Source organism: Gordonia alkanivorans NBRC 16433, from assembly GCF_000225505.1.
GTDB classification, from domain to species: Bacteria; Actinomycetota; Actinomycetes; order Mycobacteriales; family Mycobacteriaceae; genus Gordonia; species Gordonia alkanivorans.
Genome location: NZ_BACI01000072.1, coordinates 47,268 through 71,261, shown reverse-complemented (window position 1 = coordinate 71,261; position 23,994 = coordinate 47,268). Strand labels below are relative to the sequence as shown.

The window sequence follows — 23,994 nt, the reverse complement described above, 5'->3', positions numbered from 1 at the left end:
GGATCGACCCGCGGTCGGTTTGCAACCCTTCCGTGATGCTTGCCGCAGCGCGCCGTAACCCCCGTCACACTCTACCCAGCCGCGCGGACACGGCGTCACTTCCAGGGTAGACCGCCTGTTCGGGGCCATCTACCAGACCTTTAAGCTGTGACACGGAGAGTCCTCGACGCTCCGTCCCGCCAAAGGTGAGAAATCGCACCTGCCCCGAACCTGGAGAAAAGACTGTGAGCTCTGCTGGCCGCCCGGTCGTACTCATCGCCGACAAGCTGGCGCCGTCCACCGTGGAAGCACTCGGTGACGGTGTCGAGGTGCGCTGGGTCGACGGCCCGGACCGTCCCAAGCTGCTCGAGGCCGTCGTCGACGCCGACGCCATCCTCGTGCGTTCCGCGACGACTGTCGACGCCGAGGTCCTCGACGCCGGCAAGAAGCTGAAGATCATCGCGCGCGCCGGTGTCGGTCTCGACAACGTCGACGTCCCCGCCGCCACCGAACGCGGCGTCATGGTCGTCAACGCGCCCACCTCCAACATCCACACCGCCGCGGAGCACGCCATCGCGCTGCTGATGTCGGCGTCGCGCCAGATCCCGGCCGCCGACGCCACCCTGCGTGAGAAGACGTGGAAGCGTTCGGCTTTCAACGGCGTCGAGATCTTCGACAAGACCGTCGGCGTCGTCGGCCTCGGCCGCATCGGTCAGCTGGTCGCCGCACGTCTGGCCGCCTTCGAGACCCACATCATCGCGTACGACCCCTACGTCTCGCCGGCCCGTGCCGCTCAGCTCGGTATCGAACTGGTCAGCCTCGACGAGCTCCTCGAGCGCGCCGACTTCATCACCGTGCACCTGCCCAAGACGCCCGAGACCCTCGGTCTCATCGGCGCCGAGCAGCTCGCCCGCACCAAGAAGGGCGTCGTCATCGTCAACGCCGCCCGCGGTGGTCTGATCGACGAGCAGGCACTGGCCGACGCCATCAACTCCGGCCAGGTCCGCGCTGCCGGCCTCGACGTCTTCGCGACCGAGCCCTGCACCGACTCGCCGCTGTTCGACCTCCCGCAGGTCGTCGTGACCCCGCACCTCGGCGCCTCCACCAGCGAGGCCCAGGACCGTGCCGGCACCGATGTCGCCAAGAGCGTCCGCCTCGCCCTGGCCGGTCACTTCGTGCCCGACGCCGTCAACATCACCGGCGGCGCGGTCGACGAAGAGGTCGCCCCGTGGCTCGAGGTCGCCCGCAAGGCCGGTGTCCTCGTCGGCGCCATCAGCAAGGAGCCGCCGACCTCGCTGGTCGTCGACGTCCGCGGTGAGCTGGCCGCCAAGAGCGTCGACGTCCTCGGACTCTCCGCGCTGCGCGGTCTGTTCTCGGCCGTCCTCGACGAGCCGGTCACCTTCGTCAACGCTCCGGCCGTCGCCGAGAGTCGCGGCGTCACCTGCGAGGTGACCACCGCTCCGGAGAGCCCCAACCACCGCAGCGTCGTCGACGTGAAGGCCGTCTTCGCCGATGGTTCGGTTCACAACGTCTCCGGCGCGCTCACCGAGCCGCGCCTGGTCGAGAAGATCGTCAACATCAACGGTCGCAACTTCGACCTCCGCGCCGAGGGCCACAACCTGGTCGTCAGCTACGCGGATCGTCCGGGCTCGCTCGGCAAGATCGGCACCCTGCTCGGCGATGCCGGGGTCGACATCCTCGCCGCTGGTCTGTCCCAGGACGCCGAGGGCGGCGGCGCGACCATGATGCTGCGCATCAGCAGCGTGCTCGCCGACGACGTCGTCGAGGCGATCGGCTCGGCCGTGGGCGCCACTCTGATCGAGCAGGTGGACCTCTCGTGAAACTCGCAATCATCGCCGGCGACGGCATCGGTCCCGAGGTCATCGGGGAGGCACTCGGCGTCCTCGAGACCGTCGTTCCGTCGGTGAGCACCACCGAGTTCGATCTCGGTGCTCGCCGCTACCACCGCAACGGCGAACTCCTCACCGAGGACGACCTCGAGTCGCTGCGCAGCCACGACGCAATCCTGTTGGGCGCCATCGGCGATCCGTCGGTGCCGCCGGGCATCCTCGAGCGCGGTTTGCTGCTCACCATGCGTTTCGCCCTCGATCACCACGTGAACCTGCGTCCGTCGCGCCGGTACCCGGGTGTCACCTCGCCGCTGGCGGGCGACCCCGAGATCGATTTCGTCGTCGTCCGCGAGGGCACCGAGGGTCCGTACACCGGCAACGGCGGTGCGATCCGCGTCGGCACCCCCCACGAGGTCGCGACCGAGGTCAGCGTCAACACCCGCTTCGGCGTGGAACGCGTGGTGCGCAACGCCTTCGGGCGGGCGCAGCAGCGTCGTAAGAAGCTGACGCTGGTCCACAAGACCAACGTGCTCGGCTTCGCCGGATCGTTGTGGAGCCGCGCGGTCGAGGAAATCGGTGCCGAGTTCCCCGACGTCACCACTGACTACTGCCACGTGGACGCGGCGACCATCTACATGGTCACCGATCCGGGCCGCTTCGACGTGATCGTCACCGACAACCTGTTCGGCGACATCATCACCGACATCGCGGCTGCCGTCAGTGGCGGCATCGGACTCGCGGCGTCGGGCAACATCGATGCCACCGGCGCGAATCCGTCGATGTTCGAGCCGGTTCACGGTTCGGCACCGGACATCGCCGGCCAGGGCAAGGCCGATCCGACCGCTGCCATCCTGTCGACGGCACTGCTGCTCCAGCACCTCGGCGAGAACGACGCCGCGGCCCGGATCGAGAAGGCTGTCGCCGACGACCTCGCCGAGCGCAGCGGACCGGTTGTCACCAGCGAGGTCGGCAAGCGCATCCGCGAACGCCTCTCCTGAGGTTCCGCGAACCAGCACCGACGCATCAACCCACCACCCGGCGATCGGGTGGTGGGTTGATCCGTATGTGCTGAGGTCTGAGGTCGCGGTCAGGTCAAACTCTCACGGGCTCCTCGACGAGGCGCTGTGCGTCGCGCGGGACCAGGGGAGTGGCGACCAGCGGTGCGAGCGCGGTGACCGCGAACGCCGCCGGGAAACCGACCGCTGCGATCAGTGCGCCCAGCACGGGCGTCGTCGCGGCGGTGACCAGGTACTGGCCCGTGTTCTGCACCGCGAGTCCGCGTCCGCTCCAGTCGGGCCCGGCGAACTCGGCGATGGCGGTGAACGCCAAGCCGTTGTCGGCCACCGAGATCACGCTCGCCACGGCCATCAGTGCGGGGGCCACGGGGCTGTCGAACCAATCCGCCACTGCGAGAGCGCACATCGATGCGATGCCGGCGACCGCGATGATCCGGATCGGGCGCATCCGGGAGAGCCAGGCGTCCGACCATCGACCCGCGGCGATCCGGCCGAGCGCGCCGACCACCTGTGTCACGGTGATCAGGATGCCGGCGCCGGCCGGCGACCAGTCGTGCGCCACGATCAGCCACGTGGGTACGAAGGTCCACATCATCGACTGCGGTACGACGAGCAGCATGCTGACGGTGTGAACCCGGGCGAGGAACGAATTGCCCCGGTAGGGGTTTCGAGTGATCGCCGGAGCATCGTCGTGGCCGCTGGGTGTCGCCCGGCGCGACGGGTCGCTGATGCCGATCAGCACCGCCAGCAAGCCGACGGCGGTGATCACGGCCGGGATGGCCAGTGCCGCAGCGGGTCCGTGGGTGGCGGCGACAACCGGCATGGTCAACGCGCACACCCCGATACCCAGAGGTTGCGCCATCTGCCGAATCCCCATCGCGGTGCCACGCTGATGGGCGGGGAACCAGCCCACCACGATTCGGCCGCTGGCGCCGTTGGCGGCGCCGGAACCGATGCCGCCCACCAGGAGAGCGGCTCCCACAAGGGCATACGACGCATCCGTGGCCGCAGCAACGGCCGCGCCGGTGGCGCCGACCAGCGAGATCGACAGGGAGATCAGCAGAATCCGGCGTTCGCCGTAACGGTCCAGCAGAATTCCCCACAGGAATGTGGCCATCGTGAGGCCGATGGTGGGGACGGCGGCGAGCGTCGACGCCGCGGTGAGGGTCAGCTCCGCATCGGTGTGCAGCGCGGGTATCAGATACGCGACGCCGCTCACGACGCAGGTGGTCGTCAGCGCGGCGAGCAGTGAGCATCCGAGGATGACCCATCTCCTGGTGTTGGAAATGATGCCGATGTCATCCATCCGAACTCACCCCGCTCTCTACTATCTCATACTATGGGACTTGAGGTTCACATTGTAAGAACTGCGAGGTGGTTCGCCAACTCGGCTCTCAACCGATGGGATCAGTCGGTGCGATAGGGTCTGGACATGCGCTTAGGTCGAATTGCGAGTCCCGACGGAGTGGCCTTCGTGTCCGTCGAAGGGGAGGGCGACGACGCTGTCGCCAAGGAGATCGCCGAGCATCCGTTCGGCACCCCGACGTTCACCGGTCGTTCCTGGAAACTGGCCGACGTCCGTGTGCTGGCTCCGATCCTGGCCAGCAAGGTGATCTGCATTGGCAAGAACTACGCCGCACATGCGGCCGAGATGGGTGGTGAGGCACCGGCCGACCCGGTGATCTTCATCAAGCCGAACACCTCGATCATCGGTCCCGAGGTCCCGATCGTGCGCCCGCCGTCGTCGGAACGTGTGGACTACGAAGGTGAACTCGCCGTCGTCATCGGACGTCCCTGCAAGGACGTCAAGGCCGGCCAGGCCAAGGACGTCATCCTGGGTTACACGATCGCCAACGACGTGACCGCCCGCGATCAGCAGAAGGCCGACGGTCAGTGGACGCGGGGCAAGAGCTACGACACCTTCTGCCCGCTCGGTCCCTGGATCGAGACGTCCTTCGATCCGTCCGACGTCGAACTCGTCACCGAGCTCGACGGCGAGGTCAAGCAGCGCACACGGACGTCGTTGATGCTGCACGACATCGGTGAGATCGTCGAGTGGATCACGCGGATCATGACCCTGCTCCCCGGTGACGTGATCCTCACGGGCACGCCCGAAGGAGTGGGACCCATGGTCGCCGGACAGCGGGTCTCGGTGACCGTCAACGGAATCGGCACGCTCTCCAATCCGGTGGTGGACAAGGCATGACAGCTCCCAGCACGGCACGCGTCAACGGCATCGACATCTCCTACAGCGTGGCCGGGAGCGGCCCGCTCGTCGTGATGGTGATGGGGACCGGAAGTCCCGGTCGCGTGTGGAAGGCCAATCAGGAACCGGCGCTGGTGAAGGCGGGCTACACCGTCGTCACCTTCGACAACCGCGGCATCGCCCCGTCGTCGGAGTGTGCGGAGGGTTTCAGCCTCGACGACATGGTCGCCGACACGGCCGCGCTCATCGAGTATCTGGACCGCGGTCCGGCCATCGTCGTGGGGACCTCGCTGGGCGCCCGGATCACCCAGGAACTCGCACTGGCCCGGCCCGACGTCGTCAAGGCCGCTGTCCTCATCGCCACCTACGGGCGCAACACCCCGCTGCAGGAAGCGATCTCGGCCGGCGAGCGCGCGCTCTACGACAACAAGATCAAGCTGCCGCCGGAGTACGAGGCCGCCATCACGGCTCATCTCAACCTGTCTCCGCACACCCTCGACGACGACCGCTCGGCCCGTGACTGGCTCGACATCATCGGGTTCTCGCCGCAGACGATGACCCCGGGAGTGCGTGCGCAGCTCGAACTCCACCACAAGGAGTCCGACCGGCTCTCGGCGTACCGCAACATCACCCGCCCGACGCTCGTCGTCGGTTTCGCCGACGACCGCACATTGCCGCCGAAGCTGGCTCGCGAGGTGGCCGAGGCGATTCCGGGCGCGGAGTACGTGCAGATCGAACGTGCCGGGCATTTCGGCTATCTCGAACAACCGGCCGAGGTGAACCGCGTGCTCGTCGACTTCTGCGGGCGGTTCCGGGACTGAACGCGCCGGTCAGCGCCTGAGGCGGTTTCGATACCCTGAGGGTCATGACCAGTAGTGAAGCCGTACGAGTCCGATTCTGTCCGTCCCCGACCGGTACACCCCATGTGGGACTCGTGCGGACCGCGCTGTTCAACTTCGCCCAGGCGCGTCACGACGGCGGAACCTTCGTGTTCCGCATCGAGGACACCGACGCCTCGCGCGACAGCGAGGAGTCGTACCAGGCGATCCTCGACGCGCTGCGCTGGCTCGGGATGGACTGGGACGAGGGGCCCGAGGTCGGTGGCCCCTACGGTCCCTACCGTCAGTCGGAGCGTCGTGACATCCATGCCGACGTCGTCGCGCGCCTGCTCGAGGCGGGGGAGGCCTACGAGGCCTTCTCCACCCCCGAGGAGGTCGAGGCGCGGCACAAGGCGGCCGGACGCGACCCCAAGCTCGGCTACGACAACTTCGACCGCGACCTCACCGACGAGCAGCGGGAGGCCTACCGCGCCGAGGGTCGCAAACCGGTTGTGCGCCTGCGTATGCCGGACATCGACCTCTCCTGGGACGACCTGGTCCGCGGTACGACGACGATCAAGGCCGGCACCGTTCCGGACTTCGCGCTGACCCGCGCATCGGGGGACCCGCTGTACACGTTGGTCAACCCGGTCGACGACGCCATGATGAAGATCACCCACGTTCTGCGCGGTGAGGATCTTCTCTCCTCGACGCCGCGTCAGCTCGCGCTGTACGAGGCGCTCATCCGGATCGGTGTCGCCGACTTCGTGCCGAAGTTCGCCCATCTCCCGTTCGTGATGGGCGAGGGCAACAAGAAGCTGTCCAAGCGCGACCCCCAGTCGAACCTCTTCCATCACCGCGACCGCGGATTCATCCCCGAGGGGCTGCTCAACTACCTGGCCTTGCTCGGGTGGGGTTTCTCCAGCGACAACGACGTCTTCTCGCTTGACGAGATGATCGCGGCTTTCGATGTGCGACAGGTCAATTCGAATCCGGCGCGCTTCGACCAGAAGAAGGCCGACGCGATCAACGCCGAACACATCCGCCGGCTCGAACTCGGTGACTTCACCGCGCGCCTCAAGGAGTTCCTGATCGGTCACGGCCACCTGTCGGAGCCGATCGACGATGTGAGTTTCGCCGCACTCGCCGAACTCGTCCAGACGCGCATCCAGGTCCTCGGCGACGCCTGGGACCTCATCAAGTTCGTCTACGTCTCCGACGACGACTTCACCATCGACGAGAAGGCCGCGAGCAAGAATCTGGGCGCCGATGCGGTGGCCGTTCTCGACGCCACGATCGCCGCTGTCGAGCCGCTGGCGTCCTGGACCACCCCGGAGCTGCAGGACGCGCTCAACGCGGCTCTGGTGGACGGTATGGAGCTCAAACCGCGCAAGGCGTTCGGTCCGGTGCGTGTCGCCGTCACCGGTTCGCAGGTGAGTCCGCCGCTCTTCGAGTCGATGGAGATCCTGGGTCGCGACAAGACCCTCGCGCGTCTCGCCGCAGCCCGGGAGATCGCCGGGAAATAGCCCTCTGAACTGCGCGTTTGTGGACTTCCGGTAACCCTTTGCTATTGTCTTCCTCGGCACTTTTCCTCAGGGAAAAGGGAAGTCCATGGGGTATGGTGTAATTGGCAACACAGCTGATTCTGGTTCAGCCATTCTAGGTTCGAGTCCTGGTACCCCAGCGAACTGAAGAAGATCGAGACCGCGAGGTCCGATCGCTGGAAGTTCCTTGGCCCCGTCGTCTAGCGGCCTAGGACGCCGCCCTCTCAAGGCGGTAGCGCGGGTTCGAATCCCGTCGGGGCTACAGAAGCTCCCTCTTCCTGCTCAGGCGAGGAGGGGGGAGTTTTTCACTGCAAGGTGAGTGCGGCCGGACCCGTGCTAGGGTCTGGTTCGCCGGAAAGTTCCAGGGCCCCGTCGTCTAGCGGCCTAGGACGCCGCCCTCTCAAGGCGGTAGCGCGGGTTCGAATCCCGTCGGGGCTACAGAAGCACCCTCCCTCTGTCCAGCAGGGGGAGGGTGCTTTTCTCTGTGAGACAGAGCAACTCGCCCGTATCGCGATGTGGTGATCGCGAGACGGGCGAGTCCGTGAGTGCGGGGATTGGGTTACAGGTACTGCGCGGTGCTTCCCGACGCCGGCATCTCCGGGATGCCGAGCTTGCGGTGATCCCACGAGCGGACGCGTGAGGGCACCAGGCGGACGGCCACGCGCTTGTGCATCATCTGCTCGACGAAGGGACGCGACTCCTCGGTGTAAGGGGCCGTGTAGCGCTCCCAGACGCTGATCCCTATCTTCAGGCAGGAGTCGGGGTCGTCGAGGATCTCGGCGGTTCCCTCGAAGCTGACGCCGCGCAACGTGTCGTAGGTGTCGCCGTCCTCGATCATCACCGTGCACCGGTTGTTGCGGCGGAGGTTGACCGCCTTCTGCGACTTGAACTTCGTCTCGAACCAGATCTCGCCGTCGATGACGCCGTACCACATGGCGACGAGGTGGATGCCGCCGTCGGGGCCCGTGGTCGCGAGGGTGGCCGTGCGGCTGCGCGCGACGAAGTCCTCGATCTCGGCGTCGGACATGACGATCTGGTTGCGTTGGTTGACTCCCATGTGACGAAGCTATCCGACGGGCCCGTCACACGGAACGGTCACTATCGGGAGCGGCTTTGAAGGTGACTCAGGCGCGGGAGGTCTGCAGGCGCTTGTGGATCGCGTCTGCGGCGGCGAGGAGATCGGCGGCCCACCGGGCGCCGGGCCGTCGGCCCATGCGGTCGATCGGGCCGGACACCGAGATCGCCGCGACGACGTCGCCGTTGCCGTCGCGCACGGGCGCAGAGACGCTCGCCACGCCCGCGGCACGTTCGCCGGCACTCTGGGCCCAGCCGCGGCGTCGGATCTCGTGCAGTGTCCGTTCACCGAAGACGCTGTCGTGCAGCAGTGCGCGCTGCGTCGCGGGGTCGGCCCAGGCGAGCAGGACCTTGGCCGCGGAGCCGGCGGTCATCGGGAAGCGCGTTCCGACGGGCACGGTGTCGCGGAGTCCGGTCGGCGGTTCCATCGCCGCCACGCACACGCGCTCGGCACCTTCGCGGCGATAGACCTGTACCGATTCGCCGGTGATGTCGCGGAGCCGGGGAAGGACCATCAGGGCCGACTCGGTCACGGGATCGTGGGCGGATGCGGCGAGTTCGCCGAGGGCCGGCCCCGGCTGCCAACGGCCGCTGATGTCGCGGGCGAGGAAGCGGTGGGTCTCGAGACCCACCGCCAGACGGTGGGCCGTGGCACGCGGGAGCCCGGTCCGCTCGCACAACTCCGAGAGGTTGCACGGGGCCTCCGCGATGGCATGGAGCACAGCCACGGATTTGTCGAGTACGCCGATTCCGCTGCTGACTCCGGATGCGCTATCCTTTCCCATAGGACGATACTAGCTGTCCAAATAGTGAGATGCACGTTTCATCGCGAGATGGGCGTGCACCGTCCGCCGAACCCGAGAAGATATCGAGTGCAGCCATGAGCAACAGCCCAGCCCAGCCGCTTACTCTTGCCGAGAAGGTCTGGCGCGACCACGTTGTCGTGCCCGGTGAAGCAGATGCGTCCGGAACCAGGAACCCGGACCTGATCTACATCGACCTCCATCTCGTGCACGAGGTCACCAGTCCGCAGGCCTTCGACGGCCTCCGGTTGGCGGGACGTCCCGTGCGGCGTCTCGACCTGACGATCGCGACCGAGGACCACAACGTCCCGACGATCGACATCGACAAGCCGATCGCCGACCCGGTGTCGCGCACCCAGGTCGACACCCTCCGCAAGAACTGCGAGGAGTTCGGTGTCCGGCTACACCCGATGGGTGATGTCGAGCAGGGCATCGTGCATGTCGTCGGCCCGCAGCTGGGTCTGACGCAGCCCGGCATGACCGTGGTGTGCGGTGACAGCCACACGGCCACCCACGGCGCCTTCGGATCGATCGCGATGGGTATCGGCACCAGTGAGGTGGAGCACGTCCTCGCCACGCAGACGCTTTCGCTGCGTCCGTTCAAGACGATGGCGATCAACGTCGACGGCGAGCTGCCGCCCGGCGTCACGGCCAAGGACCTCATCCTGGCGATCATCGCCAGGATCGGCACCGGCGGTGGGCAGGGATACGTCCTCGAGTACCGCGGCGAGGCGATCCGCAAGCTGTCGATGGAAGCCCGGATGACCGTGTGCAACATGTCGATCGAGGCCGGCGCCCGCGCCGGGATGATCGCTCCCGACGAGGTCACCTACGAGTTCCTCAAGGGGCGTCCGCACGCCCCGAAGGGTGCCGAATGGGATGCGGCTGTTGCCTACTGGGACAGCCTGCGCACCGACGACGACGCCGTCTTCGACGCCGAGGTCCACATCGACGCAACCGAGCTGACCCCGTTCGTCACCTGGGGAACCAACCCGGGCCAGGGCGCCCCGCTGGGATCGACCGTTCCGAACCCCGCAGAGTTCGGTGACGAGGTCGCGTCGAGCGCCGCTGCGAAGGCCCTCGAGTACATGGACCTGAAACCCGGTACGCCGTTGCGTGACATCAAGGTCGACACCGTCTTCGTCGGATCGTGCACCAACGGTCGCATCGAGGATCTGCGCGCGGTCGCCGACGTGCTCAAGGGGCGCAAGCTCGCCGACGGCATGCGGATGCTCATCGTGCCCGGCTCGATGCGGGTCCGCGCCCAGGCCGAGGAAGAGGGTCTCGGGGAGATCTTCCTGAACGCCGGCGCCGAGTGGCGTCAGGCCGGTTGCTCGATGTGTCTGGGAATGAACCCGGATCAGCTCGCGCCCGGCGAGCGTTGCGCGTCGACGTCGAACCGCAATTTCGAAGGGCGGCAGGGCAAGGGCGGACGGACCCACCTGGTGTCCCCGGCTGTCGCGGCCGCGACCGCGATCCGCGGGACGCTGTCCGCTCCGGCCGATCTCGGTTGAGTAACCCCCAGACCACATTCCAGACAACTTCCGAACAGGGGCTTTGAAAAATGCAGCCGTTCACCGAACACACGGGCATTGGCGTCCCGCTGCGCCGCAGCAACGTCGACACCGACCAGATCATCCCGGCCGAGTACCTGAAGCGCGTGACCCGCACGGGCTTTGAGGACGGTCTGTTCGCCGGGTGGCGCACCGATCCGGACTTCATCCTCAACAACGAGCCGTGGAGCAACGGCTCGGTGCTCGTCGCCGGTCCGGACTTCGGCACCGGTTCCTCGCGCGAGCACGCGGTGTGGGCGCTGTCCGATTTCGGGTTCCGCGTGGTGATCTCGTCTCGTTTCGCCGACATCTTCCGCGGGAACGCCGGTAAGGCCGGGCTCGTCGCTGCCCAGGTCGAGCAGTCCGACGTCGAATTGCTGTGGAAGCGACTCGAAGAGAGTCCCGGGATGGAAATCACGGTGAGCCTTGTCGATAAGACCGTCACCGCCGGAGACCTCGTGGTGCCGTTGGCAATTGATGACTACACGCGGTGGCGCCTGATGGAGGGTCTCGACGACATCGGATTGACGTTGCGCCAGGTAGACGCGATTTCCGAGTACGAATCGAAGCGCCCGTCGTTCAAACCGAGGACTCTCGCGGACTGACCGGAGACCCTTGTCGGCCGCGCGAACGGCCGGGTCCCGCCGAAGCGGAGACCTTGTGAGCTGACATGCGATTTCGCAACACGGCGTCTTAATTGGCGTGGAAGATGGACGTTTTCAAATTCGACGTTTACCGTGTGTTGGTAGCTGGCCGAAAATCGGTCAGATCAGCTTGCGGAGGTACTCATGAACAAGGCGGAGCTCATCGATGAGCTGACCAAGAAGCTCGACGCGGATCGCAAGACTGCGACTGAAGCCGTCGAGCTCGTCGTCGACACGATCGTTCGCGCGGTCCACAAGGGCGAGAGCGTGACGATCACCGGCTTCGGTGTTTTCGAGAAGCGGAAGCGCGCGCCGCGCGTGGCTCGCAACCCGCGCACGGGCGAGACCGTGAAGGTCCGTGCTACTTCGGTTCCCGCGTTCCGTCCGGGCGCTCAGTTCAAGGCCGTCGTGGCCGGCAAGCAGAAGCTTGCTGCCAGCGGTCCGGCTGTGAAGCGCGGCAGCGGCACCACCACCACGGCGGCCAAGAAGGCGGCCCCGGCGAAGAAGACCGCGGCAAAGAAGGCCACCCCGGCCAAGAAGACCGCGGCCAAGAAGGCGCCGGCCAAGACCACGGCAGCGAAGAAGACCACCGCGGCCAAGAAGGCTGCGCCGGCGAAGAAGACGACCGCAGCAAAGAAGACGACGACCGCGGCGAAGAAGACCACCGCGGCCAAGAAGGCTGCGCCGGCGAAGAAGACCGCGGCAAAGAAGGCTCCGGCCAAGAAGACTGCGGCCAAGAAGGCTCCGGCCAAGAAGTCGACGCGTCGCTGAAAACCGGCCCGGTAGGGCAAACCTCTCAGATCAACCCCTGGTGACTTCCCCGCCAGGGGTTGATCTGTGTCCGGGGGTGCTCAGCCCGGGGGCAGTGGACTCGCGATGTGATCGGCCGCCACGAGCCGGCCGTCGAGAAGAGAGCAGACCCATACGCTGCCCTTGCGGTTCGACGCCTTCGGCAGCGTGATCCCGTCCTGCTCGGCCCACCATTCCATGAGCGGCGGGATCACCTTGCCCTGGCTGCACACCGCCAGGGTGTCCGGCATCTCGGACGCCAGCTCCCGGATCCGGCGTTGTGCCGCCGCCGGATCCGCGCGGTAGACCTCTTCGGAGAGATCCGGCTCGCTCCGCGCCTCGACCTCGAGGCGGTCCCGCAGCGGCTCGAGCGTCTGCTCGCAGCGCACCCGATCCGCGGCGTGAACCCGACGGGCGCCGAAGGCCAGCAGAAGGGGGACGAGCGCCGCCGACTGCGTGCGTCCGAGCGCGTCGAGCGGACGGAGGCGGTCGTCGCCCTTGTACTGAGAGCGCCGACCGGCCTTGGCGTGGCGCACCAACAACAGGGTGTGCAGATCGGCCGGCAGCCGCGTGAACTCGCTCAGGATCTCGCGATCCAACTCGTGGCTCAGTGTCTCACGCGCCTTCTCGACCGTGAGCCAGCGCAATTCGTCGACCTCGTCGTCCGGGGTGAACGCAGCGTCGCCACCGCGCGCCGACCAGTAGCGCACGTGTTTGCGACCTGCCTCGACGTCGTAGTGGACATCGCCCAGGTGCCGTCCGAGGACGACGTGTTGTCCGGTCTCCTCGGCGATCTCGCGAACCGCGGTGTCGACGAGGGTCTCGCCCGATTCACCCTTGCCCTTCGGGATCGTCCAGTCGTCGTAGCGCGGCCGGTGGACGACGGCGATCTCCACGTCCTCCGTCGCCGTCGAGCCCGACGTCCCCGGACGCCAGACCACGGCGCCCGCGGCCCACACATCCTTCGGCGGGTTCTTACTCATCGGTGATCACCGTCGGGACGGGGCGCCGAGATCGGCCGGTCACGAAATGGTCTCCGGCCGACGACGATTGCGGCGCATCATCTGCCGCTGGTGATCGCGGACCTCTTCGCCGGCGGCGGGTGAGGCCACCCAGCTACCGTCGGTCTGCAGGACCCAGCAACGGGTGCGGGGGTCGAGGGCCGAGTCGAAGATGTCGCCGAGCTCGCCGGCAAGACGCTTGTCGCGTACGTTCACCATCACCTCGACGCGGCGGTCGAGATTGCGGTGCATCATGTCGGCGCTGCCGATCCAATACTCGTTCTGGGCACCGAAATGCAGGATTCGCGAGTGCTCGAGGAACTGACCGAGGATGGACCGGACGTTGATGTTGTCGCTGACACCTTCCATCCCCGGGCGCAGTGCGCTGATGCCGCGGACCACCACGTCGACCGGAACCCCGTTCTGGGACGCGCGATACAGCGCGTCGATCACCTGCTCGTCGACCAGCGCGTTGGCCTTCAGCTGCACGCGGGCACGATCGTCGCCCGCGCGGAACAGTTCGATCTCGCGGTGGATTCGCTCGATGATGCCCGCCCGGATGCCCTGCGGGGCAACGAGGATGTTCCGGTACTCCTTCTTGCGTGAGTATCCGGTCAGCGTGTTGAACAGGTCGGTCAGGTCCGCGCCGATGTCGGGGGCGGCCGTCAGCAGGCCCACGTCCTCGTACAACCGCGCGGTCTTCGGGTTGTAGTTGCCGGTGCCGATGTGGCAGTAGCGCTTGATCGTCGAGCCCTCACGCCGCACCACGAGACACGTCTTGCAGTGCGTCTTGAGTCCCACGAGTCCGTAGACGACGTGCACTCCCGCCTGCTCGAGTTGCCGGGCCCACTTGATGTTGGCCTGCTCGTCGAAGCGGGCCTTGATCTCCACCAGCGCCACGACCTGCTTGCCTGCCTCGGCGGCGTCGATGAGCGCGTTGACGATCGGGGAGTCACCCGAGGTGCGGTACAGCGTCTGCTTGATCGCGAGGACCTGAGGGTCGGCCGCGGCCTGTTCGATGAAGCGCTGCACGCTCGTCGAGAACGAATCGTAAGGGTGGTGCACGAGGACATCACCCTCGCGCAGCGTGGAGAAGACGCTCTTGGGCGTCTCCCGTTCGCCGAACGCCGGGTGCGTGCCCGGCACGAACGGGCGGTCCTTCAGATGCGGCCGATCGAGGTCGTAGAGCTCGAAAAGCGAAGACAGATCGAGCAGACCGGGCACCTGGATGACGTCGGCCGGGTTCACGTCGAGTTCGCGCAGCAACAGTTCGAGCATGTGCTCGCTCATGTCGTCGGCCACCTCGAGTCGGACCGGCGAGCCGAACCGGCGTCGGGCGAGTTCCCGCTCGAGCGCCTGCAGGAGATCCTCGTCGCGATCTTCCTCTACCTCGAAGTCGGCGTTGCGGGTGATCCGGAAGGCGTGATGCTCAACGACTTCCATGCCAGGGAACAGGTTGCCCAGGTTGGCGGCGATGAGGTGCTCCATGGGGAGGTACACCGCCTGTTTGGGGCGCCCGTCGTCGGCGCCGCGGTACGGCACCAGCTGATCGACCCGGATGAAGCGGTTCACATTGTCGGGGACCTTCACTCGCGCGAAATGCTCGCCGCTCTCGTTGATGTCTTTGACGGTCACCGCGAGGTTCAGCGACAGGCCGCTGATGTACGGGAACGGGTGAGCCGGGTCGACGGCCAGCGGCGTCAGGACGGGGAAGACCTCGTCCTGGAAGTAATCGACCATGCGGGCGCGTTGTTCGTCGGTCAGCTGCGACCAGGAGACGACATAGATGTCGTTGGCGGCCAACGCCGGCCGGACCGAGTCGAGGAAGACGCGGGCATGGCGGTCGGCGATGCTCTGCGTGCGGCCGGCGATGCGCATCAGCTGCTCGCGCGGGGACAACCCGTCGGCGGACCGGACCGACAGACCCGTCTCGTCGCGACGCTTCAGGCCGGCGACCCGGACCATGAAGAACTCGTCGAGGTTGGAGGCGAAGATGGCGAGGAACTTCGCCCGCTCGAGGAGCGGCAGCGAGGTGTCCTCGGCGAGGGCCAGCACACGGGAGTTGAAGTCGAGCCAACTCAATTCGCGGTTCAGATACCGGTCCTCGGGCAGGTCCGCGGACTCGTCGGGGACGAGGGTTGCGGCCGGCGGTGCATTGGGGATCGGCGTGGTCGTGACCGTTGCGGTGGTCGTTGAGGTGTCGTCGGCAGGGCTCACCCGTCAATCATGGCTCAAACTCACCGCGCTTGGGATGGGTCGGAGGCCGGAACCTCACCGTCGGCGGCACGATGTCCGAATCGGCACGGTGCGACAGGCGAAGTCGCGCACCCTCAGACGTGACGCGGACCGATCGTCACAGACGACGCAGAGCGTCGGCGGTGTGGGGGCCGAGGCCGAGTGCGCGTGCGGCGTCGAGATCGGTTGCGGTGTCGACGTCCGTACGCAGATCGGTCCACCGCGTGTGCGCGGGGTCGAGTTCGACGGCGCCGGCGGCTCGGTGCGCAGCCGCCGATCCCGGGCCGAAACGCGGTGCGTCGTCGAGCGCGCCGGGGTCGTCGGGGGTGAAGGTGCCGTGCAGCAGAACGGTGCCGGTCCCGTCGCGGTCGGTGAGGAAGCTGAGTCGGTGGGCCGGCGCCTCCTGCAGAACCTCGCGCATCGAGTCGCTGGTGGCAGCGGGCAGATCGGCCTGGACGAACACGACCCGCGTCGAATCCGGCCACGTCTCCCGCGCCCACCGTGCACCGTGACCGAAGGCGACGTTGAGTCCCGGGCCTGCGGGCGGGGAGACCACCTCGGGCAGCCCATGGGTACCGGCGCGTTGCGCGGCGGCGAGCACGTCGTCGTCGGGACTGACGACCACCACCCTCGAGACGCCGGCACCGCGCAGCGCCTCGACCGTGTCGAGGAACATCGCCAGGACCAGCCAGCCGCGGGTCGTCGGATCGTCGTGGCCGAAGGCCGACGCCAGCGTGGCCGCCAGCCTCGACTTCGCGCGATGCAGACTCTTGACCGCCAGCACGGCCGCGACCGTCGCCCCGCCGGCCGCGGGGCTCCCCGAGGCGGCGCTGAGGTCGACGCTCATGTCGACGGCGCTGTGGTCCATGCTGACCATCATGGTCCACCACGGGACCGTGGGTGACATTCCGGGTCGGTCAGAAGTGGACTGGCATTAGGGTGGGCAGGTAGTCGTTCGGTCCGGTGAAACGGACACGGGGCAGGAGGAGTGCGGTGCGCGCGGCGGTCATGGGTGCTGGTTCCTGGGGTACGGCGGTGGCGAAGGTTCTCGTCGACGCGGGGACCGAGACGGTCATCTGGGCTCGACGCCCGGAACTGGCCGATGCGATCAACTCCGAACACGTCAATCCGAACTATCTGTCGGACATCACGCTGCCCGGAGAACTCACTGCGACCAGCGACCCGGTGGCGGCCCTGAGCGGCGCCGACATCGTTGTCTGCGGGGTGCCGTCGCAGTCACTGCGGGAGAATCTCAAGCAGTGGACTCCGCACATCGGCTCCGATGCGTCGCTGGTGTCGCTCGCCAAAGGCATCGAGACCAGCACGCTGCTGCGGATGAGCGAGGTCATCGCCGAGGTCACCGGAGTGGCCGACGACCGGATCGCGGTGCTCACCGGACCCAACCTCGCGCACGAGGTCGCCGAAGGGCAGCCCGCGGCGACCGTGATCGCCTGCACCGACGAATCACGCGCGGTCACCCTGCAGAGTGCTTTCAGCACGCGCTACTTCCGCCCCTACACCAACACCGACGTCATCGGATGCGAGATCGGCGGCTCGGCGAAGAACGTGATCGCCCTCGCGTGCGGTATCGCCAGCGGCGTCGGATTCGGCCAGAACACGCTCGCCACGATCATCACCCGCGGTCTCGCCGAGACCATCCGCCTGGGCGTTGCCGTCGGCGCAGAAATCGAGACCCTCGCCGGACTCGCGGGTGTGGGCGACCTGGTCGCAACCTGCTCGTCCCCGCTGTCGCGGAACCGGAGCTTCGGTGCGCGGCTGGGCGAAGGGGCGACGATGGCCGAGGCGCAGGCGGCCACCAACGGGCAGGTCGCGGAGGGCGTGAAGTCGTGTTCGTCGGTACGCGCGCTCGCCGAGAAGCATCAGGTCCCGATGCCGCTCACGGACGCGGTGCACAAGGTGTGCCACGACGGGCAGTCGGTCGCCGACGCCATCAACTCACTGCTCGGCCGCAGTGCCAAGCCGGAGATCTACCGGGACTGAGCCCGGCGGAGCCGACCCGCGGAATCCGGCGGCAGGTCAGCCGAAGTCGAGTGGGCCGCGTTCGAGTGTCTGGTCGATGAAACCCGAGATGTCGGTGATCGGACCGTTCCCGGCATTCGACGGAACCCACAGCGCGACGTAGGGACGGTGGTCGACGCATACGTAGGCCTGGCCGGAGCCGTCGACGGTGTCGGTGATGAACCACTGCACACCGGCCTGGCCCGCGGCGTGGATCTCCTGGAGGTTGCTCGTCGGGGACAGTTCCGCCGGACGGGTCACACCGCAGCGGAGCGTCAGATCGTCGCCGGACCCCTCCGCGGGCCAGGTTGCGCGGTCCCCGGAGATCTCCTTGCTGCCGAATCCCTCGAACGTCTGCGGCACCGCCTCGAGCAGTCGCGTGCAGTCCGCTGATGCGCTGCCGTCCGCGGCATAGGACTCGACGGGATTCACTGTGTCGGGGCGCAGCGCGGCGAACGCTATGAATCCCGCGATCACCATGATGGGGATGGCGACGAGGGTCGCGATGAGCGCAGGACTCAGCCGGGAGTCGGTGCCGTAGCGCTCGTCGGCGACGGGGTCCTCGGTGGCTGTGGCGTCGTCGCCACGGGCCGGGTCACCGGCGACCGGGTCGTCCACGGGATCCTGCGGGGTGTCATCCGAACCTGCTGACGTCACGCCACCACATTAGGAGCCGTGCACGTCTGCGCCGACGCCGGGACCGGGGAACCGTGACCCGCGGGTGTTGCCGACCACCGAGCAGGTCAGGGTGCGGGTGATCCCGTCGACCTTCTGGATCTGAGGAACCACATTCTCGGTGAGTTGCGTCGCATCGGCGGCATCCACCCGGACGATCACGTCATAGGGTCCGCTGACCTCTTCGGATGAGGCGACCCCCGAGATCTCGGCGATCGTCGCCGCCGCCAGGGCGGCTCTACCGACCTCGGTCTGGATCAGTATGTATGCCTGAACCACGGACATCCTCTCCGTTCGTGCCCCATCGCCGACACGGGCTGTCGAATCCGGCGGCAATGGGTGCTGCGCGGCGAACACCGTTCGCCGTGAGCCCAATACACTGTGGCACACATTGTCACCGACAAACCCGCTCGCGCGCGACTCAAAGCGGACCCGACGAGAGTGAGACCCGACAAGTGACCCCCGAGGAAGTCGGTACCAACGGCCCCGACAACGTCGGTATGGACAGGTCCGACAGCGGCGGCTCAGACGGCCCCGACTCCGTCGGTATGGACAGGTCCGACTCCGTCGGTATCGACAGGTCCGACTCCGTCCGTATCGACAGGTCCGACTCCGTCCGTATCGACAGGTCCGACTCCGTCGGGGAGATCGGCGAGCGGGCGGTGATCGCCGCACTCACCGCGGCAGCGACCGCGGCCGGGCCCGTTGACGACATCGTGATCGGCTCGGGCGACGACGCGGCCGTCCTCGACATCGGCGGGTCGGCGGTCATCAGCACCGACACGGTGGTCGAGGGACTGCATTTCCGGTTCGACTGGTCGACGCCGCAGCAGATCGGGGCGCGGGCGGTGGTCCAGAGTTCGGCCGACGTCGCCGCGATGGGTGGTCGGACGACAGGGCTGGTGGTGTCCATCGCCTGCCCGGCTGCGACTCGAGTGGGCGTCATCCTCGACCTCAACGACGGTGTCGTCGGCGCCGCACATGCGCTGGGCGCACGAGTTCTCGGCGGGGACCTGGTGGCGGCGGAGCAGGTGGTCGTGAGCGTCACCGCGGTCGGGGCGCTCGAAGGTCGACGGCCGGTGTCGTTGGGCGGTGCCCGTCCTGGCGACGTGCTCGCCGTGAGCGGTCCCCTGGGTGCGAGCGCCGCCGGGCTCGCGGTGCTGTCGACGCCCGGCGTCGACGATGCGCAGTGGACGGAAGTGGTTGCTCTGCATCGTGTTCCGATGCCTGATCTGAGTCAGGGTCCCGTCGCGGCCGCTGCCGGAGCGCATGCGATGACCGACATCTCCGACGGTCTCGTCGAAGAACTGATCACCATGTCGCGGGCCGCGCAGGTGGCGATGGCCGTCGAGGTCGCCGCGGTGCCGCGACGACCCGATCTGGCCCGCCTGGCAACGGAACTCGGAGCGGAAGTGGACGAATGGGTTCTGACGGGTGGCGAGGATCACCACCTGCTCGCGGCCTTCGACGCCGCGTCCGTGCCCGACAGTTGGACCGTGATCGGGTCGGTCCGCGAGGCCACGTCGACGACCCCGGAGGTGTGGGTCGACGGCCGGCGCGTCGGCGGACCCGACGGACCGGACCTGCACGGGTGGCAGTCGTTCGCCGAGCCGCGCGGATGATGTGCCGAATCCGTACGGTTCCGCCACCGGAACCGCCGCGCTCCACGACACTGTGGACATGGACTCGCGATCCGATTCCGCCGGCGACTCATCGTCGTCGATCCTCCTCGCGACCGTCGTCAACCCGGCCGGACTGACGCTGGCGAAGACGGTCACCCCGGAACGCGTCCCGGTGTTCGCGTCGGTGGGGCTCGGCGCCAGTCCGTCGTGGCATGCCTTCGCGATCGACCAGACCGGAATCGCGTTCAGTGACGAGGTCGGGGTGGTGGGGGACCAGCGCATCCGGATCGATCTCGGCGCGCGGGTGGAGGTGGACCCGACGCTGAGCTGGGCGCCCGGCGAGTTCTTCGGCCTCGCCGGGGATCCGGTGCCGCAGTGCGCCCGTGGCACCCTGCGTCGCGTCGTCGCGGAACTGGCGGATGCCGGCCTGCACGCCATGGTCGGCCACGAACTCGAGTTCGTTCTCCTGGCTGCGGACGGATCGCCGCTGCCGTCCGCTCCGTGGACCCCGTATGGCGCGGTCGGGCTGCTGGAGTACGAGGAGTTCGTGCGGGACGTCCTCGTCTCGTGTCGTGCCGCGGGTATCACGGTCGAACAGCTGCATCCGGAGCATGCGCGTTGGCAGTTCGAGGTTTCTCTGGGGCCGGCGGACCCCATCACCGCCGCCGACCGGCTGGTACTCACGCGGCTCATCATCGGTCGCCTTGCCCGCAAACACGGTCTGCGCGCCGGCTTTTCCCCGAAACCCTTCGTCGACGAAGCCGGATGCGGTGCTCATCAACATGTCTCGTTACACCGTGGAGATCGGCCCCTGTTCTCGGGCGGAACCGGCGTCGCCGGGATGACGCCAGACGGTGCCCACGCGGTCGCAGGCATCGTCGACGCGCTCCTCGAACTACAGGGTGTGCTGTGCGGATCGGTGGTGTCAGGCTTGCGCATGCTGCCCGGTCAGTGGGCCGGCGCGCACGTCTGTTGGGGCGTGGAGAACCGCGAAGCGGCGGTGCGCCTGGTCCGTGCGGACTCGGCAGACGCGAGTGCCGCTGATGCCCGGCGAGATACATCGGACGTCAGGGGACGGGGTGCCAACGTCGAGGTGAAGATCGCCGACCCGTCGGCGAACGTCTACTTCGCCACCGCCGCCATCCTGGGCGCGGCGGCGGCCGGAATCGAGCGGAAGGCCACCCTGCCGCCCGAGGTCGGCGTCGACCCGCGCACCCGTGCAGCCGGGGAACGAACACTGCTCTCCACCGACCAGAGCGAGGTCGTCGACCGGATGGACGTGTCGCCGCTGCTGCGCGGGATCCTGGGCGACCCGGCGGTCGATGCGCTCGTGGCGGTCCGCCGGTACGAGGTCACCCACATCCCCGATCACACCCCCGAAGCACTCACCGAACGGTTCCGGCTGGCCTGGAGCGTGTGACCGGCGCGGGCGGGCACGGACCGCTGTCCGTACGTGGCTAGAGTCTCCGTATGGCGATCTACGCACTCGACGACCGCGAGCCCGTTCTGGGCAACGACACCTATGTCCATCCCGATGCGGTGGTGATCGGAGCCGTCACTCTGGGTGACGGCGTCTCGGTATGGCCCGGCGCCGTCCTGCGCGGCGACTACGGCACCATCACCATCGGTGAGCGCAGCAACATCCAGGACGGCACGGTCATCCACTGCACCGTCTTCGAACCGACCGTGATCGGCGCCCGCTGCGTCGTCGGACACAACGCGCACATCGAGGGCGCGACCATCGGCGACGACTGCCTCATCGCCTCCGGCTCGGTGGTCCTCAACGGTTCGACGGTCGGCAACGGAGCGATCGTCGGAGCCGGCGCCGTCGTCCCGTTCAAGTTCGACGTGCCGCCGCGCCGCATGGCGCTCGGCGTGCCCGCCCGCCTGCGCGAGAACTACGAGGTCCCCGACGGACACACCGACCTCAACAGCGACATGTACTTCCAGAACGCCCAGTACTACCGCAAGTCGCTGCGGCGACTCGACTGACACGAATGACCGCACCGATGGGACCGATGGGGAGACCGGAGTGACCGCACCGACCAAACCGCTCGCCGAGATCATCGACCCCGGCTGGGCCGAGGCCCTCGCCCCGGTCGAGCCGATCATCACCGAGATGGGCCAGTTCCTGCGCAACGAGATCGCCGAGGGACGCCGCTATCTGCCCGCCGGGCAACACATCCTGCGGGCGTTCACCCGGCCGATCGACGACGTGCGCGTGCTCATCGTCGGGCAGGACCCGTACCCGACTCCGGGACATGCTGTCGGACTGAGCTTCTCCGTGGCCCCCGACGTACGTCCGATCCCGCGGTCGCTGGCCAACATCTACACCGAGTACTGCTCGGATCTCGGATATCCGATGCCGAGCAACGGTGACCTCACCCCGTGGGCGGACAACGGAGTGTTGTTGCTGAACCGCGTCCTGACGGTCGCGCCGGGGGAGCCCGCGTCTCATCGCAAGAAGGGCTGGGAGACGGTCACCGAATGCGCGATCAAGGCACTCGTCGACCGCGACGAACCGCTCGTCGCGATCCTGTGGGGCAAGGACGCCGCCTCGCTGCAGGAGTGGTTGCCGGACGTCCCGACCATCGTCTCCGCACACCCGTCACCGCTGTCCGCATCGCGCGGCTTCTTCGGGTCGCGCCCGTTCAGCCGGGCCAACGAAGAACTCGCCGACCTCGGCGCCGACCCGGTGGACTGGCGACTGCCCTGATCTGGGCTCCCCGAGGTGCGAGGAGCGATAGCGGTGAGCGTCGACGGGCCTGGTGAGAGCGACTCACCAGGCCCGTCGAGGCTCGCTTGCAGCGATGAGAGTCAGCGACTCTTGCCGAACTCCGGCGCGCGCTTGCCCACGAACGCGTCGACCCCTTCGATGCCTTCGGCCAGCCCCGACCGCTCGGAGATGGAGCGACCCTCGAGGGCGAGCTGCTCGATGAGCGAGTTCTCCGACGAGACCGAGAGCAGGTGCTTGGTGCCGGAGTCGGCGGAGCGCGGCCCGGCGGCGATCTTCTCGGCGTTGGCGCGCGCCACGGCCTCGACGTCCTCGTCGGCGACGACCTCGGAGAAGATGCCCCAGTTCAGCGCGTCGTCGGCGGAAAGAACCCGGTCGGTGAGGATGATCTGGCGGGCCCGGGCCGCGCCGACCGCACGGGGGAGGGTCCAGGTGAGTCCGCCGTCGGGGGTGAGGCCGATGCCGCGGTACGCGGGACGCAGCTTGGACGAGGTGCCGCCGATCGCGACGTCGGCGTGCAGGACCAGCGACATGCCGGCTCCGGCCGACCAGCCCTTCGCGGCGGCGACGACCGGGATATCGGCCTCGTACAGGGCCGTCACGAAGGCATGGAAGTTGTCGGCGATCAGGCGCAGGTAGGTGGGGCGATCGTCGGCGGCGGCGAAAGCGCGCACGTTGCCGCCTGCACAGAAGTTCTTGCCCGGACCGACGAGCAGCACCGCGCCCACGTCACGACGGCCACGTGCCACCTCGCGCAGCGCCTGGGTGCCGGCGGCGATCCCGCCGTCGTCGAGGGAGTTGCCCGCGCCCGCAGCCGATACCGCGATCGTCAGGACGCCGTTGGCCTCACTGACGAGAGCCGGGGCGTCGGGCTGGGTGGTGTCGGTGGCGGGGGATTGCGTGGAGGTCATGCGCGAAACATTATCCCGCGCACACCAAAGACCCGACGCCGGGGAGCTTGCGCTCGGTGGCATCGGGTCTTGTGCTCTCGGAACCCCAAGTCACCCGCATGCGGGTGAGGAGGAGATCAGACAGCTGCGGTCTTGCCGGCCTTCAGGCAGGAGGTGCAGACGTTCTTACGCTTGCGGTTGCCCGGGGCGACCTCGACGCGAACAGACTGGATGTTCGGGTTCCAGCGGCGGTTGGTACGGCGGTGCGAGTGAGACACCGACTTGCCGAAGCCCGGGCCCTTGCCGCAAATGTCGCAGACGGCAGCCATCGTCGAACTCCCTTGATAGATGAATATGGTCTCGTGGTCAGCCTTCCGGATCGGCACCACCGGAAGGTGTGCGCGTGGACCGAAAGGCAACCCTGCAAGGATAACCAGCTCGGGTGGGTGTGACCAAATCCGGGTCGGTGTGCCTCACCTCGTGGTGCGGACGTCCCCGGGTCGTCGGGGACGCCGAGTAATCTGACACACATCCTTCCGGCC

General features: G+C 67.6%; 23 protein-coding genes and 3 tRNA genes. 16 read left to right on the top strand and 10 right to left on the bottom strand.

Translation table 11 applies throughout. The annotated features are described in order from the left end of the window. Positions 1-224 precede the first annotated feature (224 nt). Both serA and GOALK_RS13495 read left to right on the top strand, forming a co-directional pair. Positions 225-1,820, top strand: coding sequence for a phosphoglycerate dehydrogenase (serA, locus tag GOALK_RS13500; RefSeq protein WP_006359381.1), 1,596 nt, complete (start codon positions 225-227; stop codon positions 1,818-1,820). Beyond that, positions 1,817-2,827 carry a 3-isopropylmalate dehydrogenase gene (locus tag GOALK_RS13495; RefSeq protein WP_006359380.1) on the top strand — a complete coding sequence of 337 codons (1,011 nt, stop codon included), beginning with the start codon at positions 1,817-1,819 and terminating at the stop codon, positions 2,825-2,827. Before serA ends, GOALK_RS13495 begins: the two co-directional genes overlap by 4 nt. Positions 2,828-2,921: 94 nt before the next feature. Here the strand turns inward: GOALK_RS13495 and GOALK_RS13490 are convergent, their stop codons facing one another. After that, on the bottom strand, positions 2,922-4,151 hold the full coding sequence (locus GOALK_RS13490) for an MFS transporter (RefSeq protein WP_006359379.1): 1,230 nt from the start codon (positions 4,149-4,151) through the stop codon (positions 2,922-2,924). A 126-nt stretch (positions 4,152-4,277) separates the two neighbouring features. Here GOALK_RS13490 and GOALK_RS13485 point away from each other — a divergent pair, with 126 nt between their 5' ends. The 6 genes from GOALK_RS13485 to GOALK_RS13460 all read left to right on the top strand — a co-directional run bounded on the left by GOALK_RS13485 (position 4,278) and on the right by GOALK_RS13460 (position 7,851). Continuing rightward, positions 4,278-5,051, top strand: a complete 774-nt coding sequence (locus GOALK_RS13485) for a fumarylacetoacetate hydrolase family protein (protein WP_006359378.1) — start codon at positions 4,278-4,280, stop codon at positions 5,049-5,051. Beyond that, positions 5,048-5,872, top strand: a complete 825-nt coding sequence (locus tag GOALK_RS13480) for an alpha/beta fold hydrolase (RefSeq protein WP_006359377.1) — start codon at positions 5,048-5,050, stop codon at positions 5,870-5,872. Before GOALK_RS13485 ends, GOALK_RS13480 begins: the two co-directional genes overlap by 4 nt. A 44-nt stretch (positions 5,873-5,916) precedes the next feature. Next, positions 5,917-7,395, top strand: a complete 1,479-nt coding sequence (gltX, locus tag GOALK_RS13475; RefSeq protein ID WP_040004213.1) for a glutamate--tRNA ligase — start codon at positions 5,917-5,919, stop codon at positions 7,393-7,395. An 86-nt stretch (positions 7,396-7,481) separates the two neighbouring features. After that, positions 7,482-7,553: transfer RNA gene (locus GOALK_RS13470), tRNA-Gln, on the top strand. 49 nt (positions 7,554-7,602) lie between these two features. Next, positions 7,603-7,675 (top strand) — tRNA-Glu (locus tag GOALK_RS13465). A gap of 103 nt (positions 7,676-7,778) precedes the next feature. Next, positions 7,779-7,851: transfer RNA gene (locus GOALK_RS13460), tRNA-Glu, on the top strand. 121 nt (positions 7,852-7,972) lie between these two features. On the opposite strand, the gene GOALK_RS13455 is transcribed toward GOALK_RS13460, so the two are convergent. Both GOALK_RS13455 and GOALK_RS13450 read right to left on the bottom strand, forming a co-directional pair. Next, a complete protein-coding gene (locus GOALK_RS13455) occupies positions 7,973-8,470 on the bottom strand; it encodes a PPOX class F420-dependent oxidoreductase (protein WP_006359375.1) in 498 nt (165 codons plus the stop codon). 67 nt (positions 8,471-8,537) lie between these two features. Further along, positions 8,538-9,272, bottom strand: a complete 735-nt coding sequence (locus tag GOALK_RS13450) for an IclR family transcriptional regulator (protein WP_035751258.1) — start codon at positions 9,270-9,272, stop codon at positions 8,538-8,540. A 95-nt stretch (positions 9,273-9,367) separates the two neighbouring features. Between GOALK_RS13450 and leuC the strand changes: the two genes are divergently transcribed. The 3 genes from leuC to GOALK_RS13435 all read left to right on the top strand — a co-directional run bounded on the left by leuC (position 9,368) and on the right by GOALK_RS13435 (position 12,258). Further along, positions 9,368-10,804 (top strand): 3-isopropylmalate dehydratase large subunit, encoded by a 1,437-nt coding sequence (gene leuC, locus GOALK_RS13445; protein ID WP_006359373.1) that lies wholly within the window; start codon positions 9,368-9,370, stop codon positions 10,802-10,804. 50 nt (positions 10,805-10,854) lie between these two features. Beyond that, positions 10,855-11,448, top strand: a complete 594-nt coding sequence (leuD, locus tag GOALK_RS13440; protein ID WP_006359372.1) for a 3-isopropylmalate dehydratase small subunit — start codon at positions 10,855-10,857, stop codon at positions 11,446-11,448. Between the two features lie 183 nt (positions 11,449-11,631). Beyond that, complete coding sequence (locus GOALK_RS13435) at positions 11,632-12,258, top strand: HU family DNA-binding protein (protein ID WP_006359371.1); 627 nt, start codon at positions 11,632-11,634, stop codon at positions 12,256-12,258. Between the two features lie 80 nt (positions 12,259-12,338). Here the strand turns inward: GOALK_RS13435 and GOALK_RS13430 are convergent, their stop codons facing one another. The 3 genes from GOALK_RS13430 to cofC all read right to left on the bottom strand — a co-directional run bounded on the left by GOALK_RS13430 (position 12,339) and on the right by cofC (position 16,380). Further along, positions 12,339-13,259 (bottom strand): NUDIX hydrolase, encoded by a 921-nt coding sequence (locus GOALK_RS13430; protein ID WP_006359370.1) that lies wholly within the window; start codon positions 13,257-13,259, stop codon positions 12,339-12,341. Between the two features lie 39 nt (positions 13,260-13,298). Continuing rightward, positions 13,299-15,494: an RNA degradosome polyphosphate kinase gene (locus tag GOALK_RS13425; RefSeq protein WP_006359369.1), complete on the bottom strand. Its 2,196-nt coding sequence runs from the start codon at positions 15,492-15,494 to the stop codon at positions 13,299-13,301. 136 nt (positions 15,495-15,630) lie between these two features. Continuing rightward, on the bottom strand, positions 15,631-16,380 hold the full coding sequence (cofC, locus tag GOALK_RS13420) for a 2-phospho-L-lactate guanylyltransferase (protein WP_006359368.1): 750 nt from the start codon (positions 16,378-16,380) through the stop codon (positions 15,631-15,633). A gap of 125 nt (positions 16,381-16,505) precedes the next feature. Here cofC and GOALK_RS13415 point away from each other — a divergent pair, with 125 nt between their 5' ends. After that, positions 16,506-17,513, top strand: coding sequence for an NAD(P)H-dependent glycerol-3-phosphate dehydrogenase (locus GOALK_RS13415; RefSeq protein WP_006359367.1), 1,008 nt, complete (start codon positions 16,506-16,508; stop codon positions 17,511-17,513). A 36-nt stretch (positions 17,514-17,549) separates the two neighbouring features. On the opposite strand, the gene GOALK_RS13410 is transcribed toward GOALK_RS13415, so the two are convergent. Further along, the gene (locus GOALK_RS13410) at positions 17,550-18,188 is read right to left on the bottom strand and encodes a DUF3515 domain-containing protein (protein WP_035751263.1); all 639 of its coding nucleotides are present in this window, start codon (positions 18,186-18,188) and stop codon (positions 17,550-17,552) included. A 9-nt stretch (positions 18,189-18,197) separates the two neighbouring features. Further along, on the bottom strand, positions 18,198-18,491 hold the full coding sequence (locus GOALK_RS13405; RefSeq protein WP_006359365.1) for an Lrp/AsnC ligand binding domain-containing protein: 294 nt from the start codon (positions 18,489-18,491) through the stop codon (positions 18,198-18,200). Positions 18,492-18,754: 263 nt separating this feature from the next. On the opposite strand from GOALK_RS13405, the gene thiL reads away from it, so the two are divergent. Genes thiL through GOALK_RS13385 form a run of 4 tightly spaced genes read left to right on the top strand, consistent with a single transcriptional unit; the run spans position 18,755 to position 22,544 of the window. After that, entirely contained in the window at positions 18,755-19,828 is a 1,074-nt protein-coding gene (thiL, locus tag GOALK_RS13400) for a thiamine-phosphate kinase (RefSeq protein ID WP_050918721.1), read from the top strand. 58 nt (positions 19,829-19,886) lie between these two features. Then, positions 19,887-21,248: a type I glutamate--ammonia ligase gene (locus GOALK_RS13395; protein WP_040004220.1), complete on the top strand. Its 1,362-nt coding sequence runs from the start codon at positions 19,887-19,889 to the stop codon at positions 21,246-21,248. A gap of 50 nt (positions 21,249-21,298) precedes the next feature. Beyond that, entirely contained in the window at positions 21,299-21,820 is a 522-nt protein-coding gene (locus GOALK_RS13390; RefSeq protein ID WP_006359362.1) for a gamma carbonic anhydrase family protein, read from the top strand. Between the two features lie 40 nt (positions 21,821-21,860). Further along, complete coding sequence (locus GOALK_RS13385; protein ID WP_006359361.1) at positions 21,861-22,544, top strand: uracil-DNA glycosylase; 684 nt, start codon at positions 21,861-21,863, stop codon at positions 22,542-22,544. A 101-nt stretch (positions 22,545-22,645) separates the two neighbouring features. On the opposite strand, the gene GOALK_RS13380 is transcribed toward GOALK_RS13385, so the two are convergent. Next, the gene (locus tag GOALK_RS13380) at positions 22,646-23,473 is read right to left on the bottom strand and encodes an enoyl-CoA hydratase/isomerase family protein (protein WP_006359360.1); all 828 of its coding nucleotides are present in this window, start codon (positions 23,471-23,473) and stop codon (positions 22,646-22,648) included. Positions 23,474-23,589: 116 nt separating this feature from the next. Continuing rightward, on the bottom strand, positions 23,590-23,781 hold the full coding sequence (gene rpmB / locus GOALK_RS13375; protein WP_004023092.1) for a 50S ribosomal protein L28: 192 nt from the start codon (positions 23,779-23,781) through the stop codon (positions 23,590-23,592). Positions 23,782-23,994: the final 213 nt, after the last annotated feature.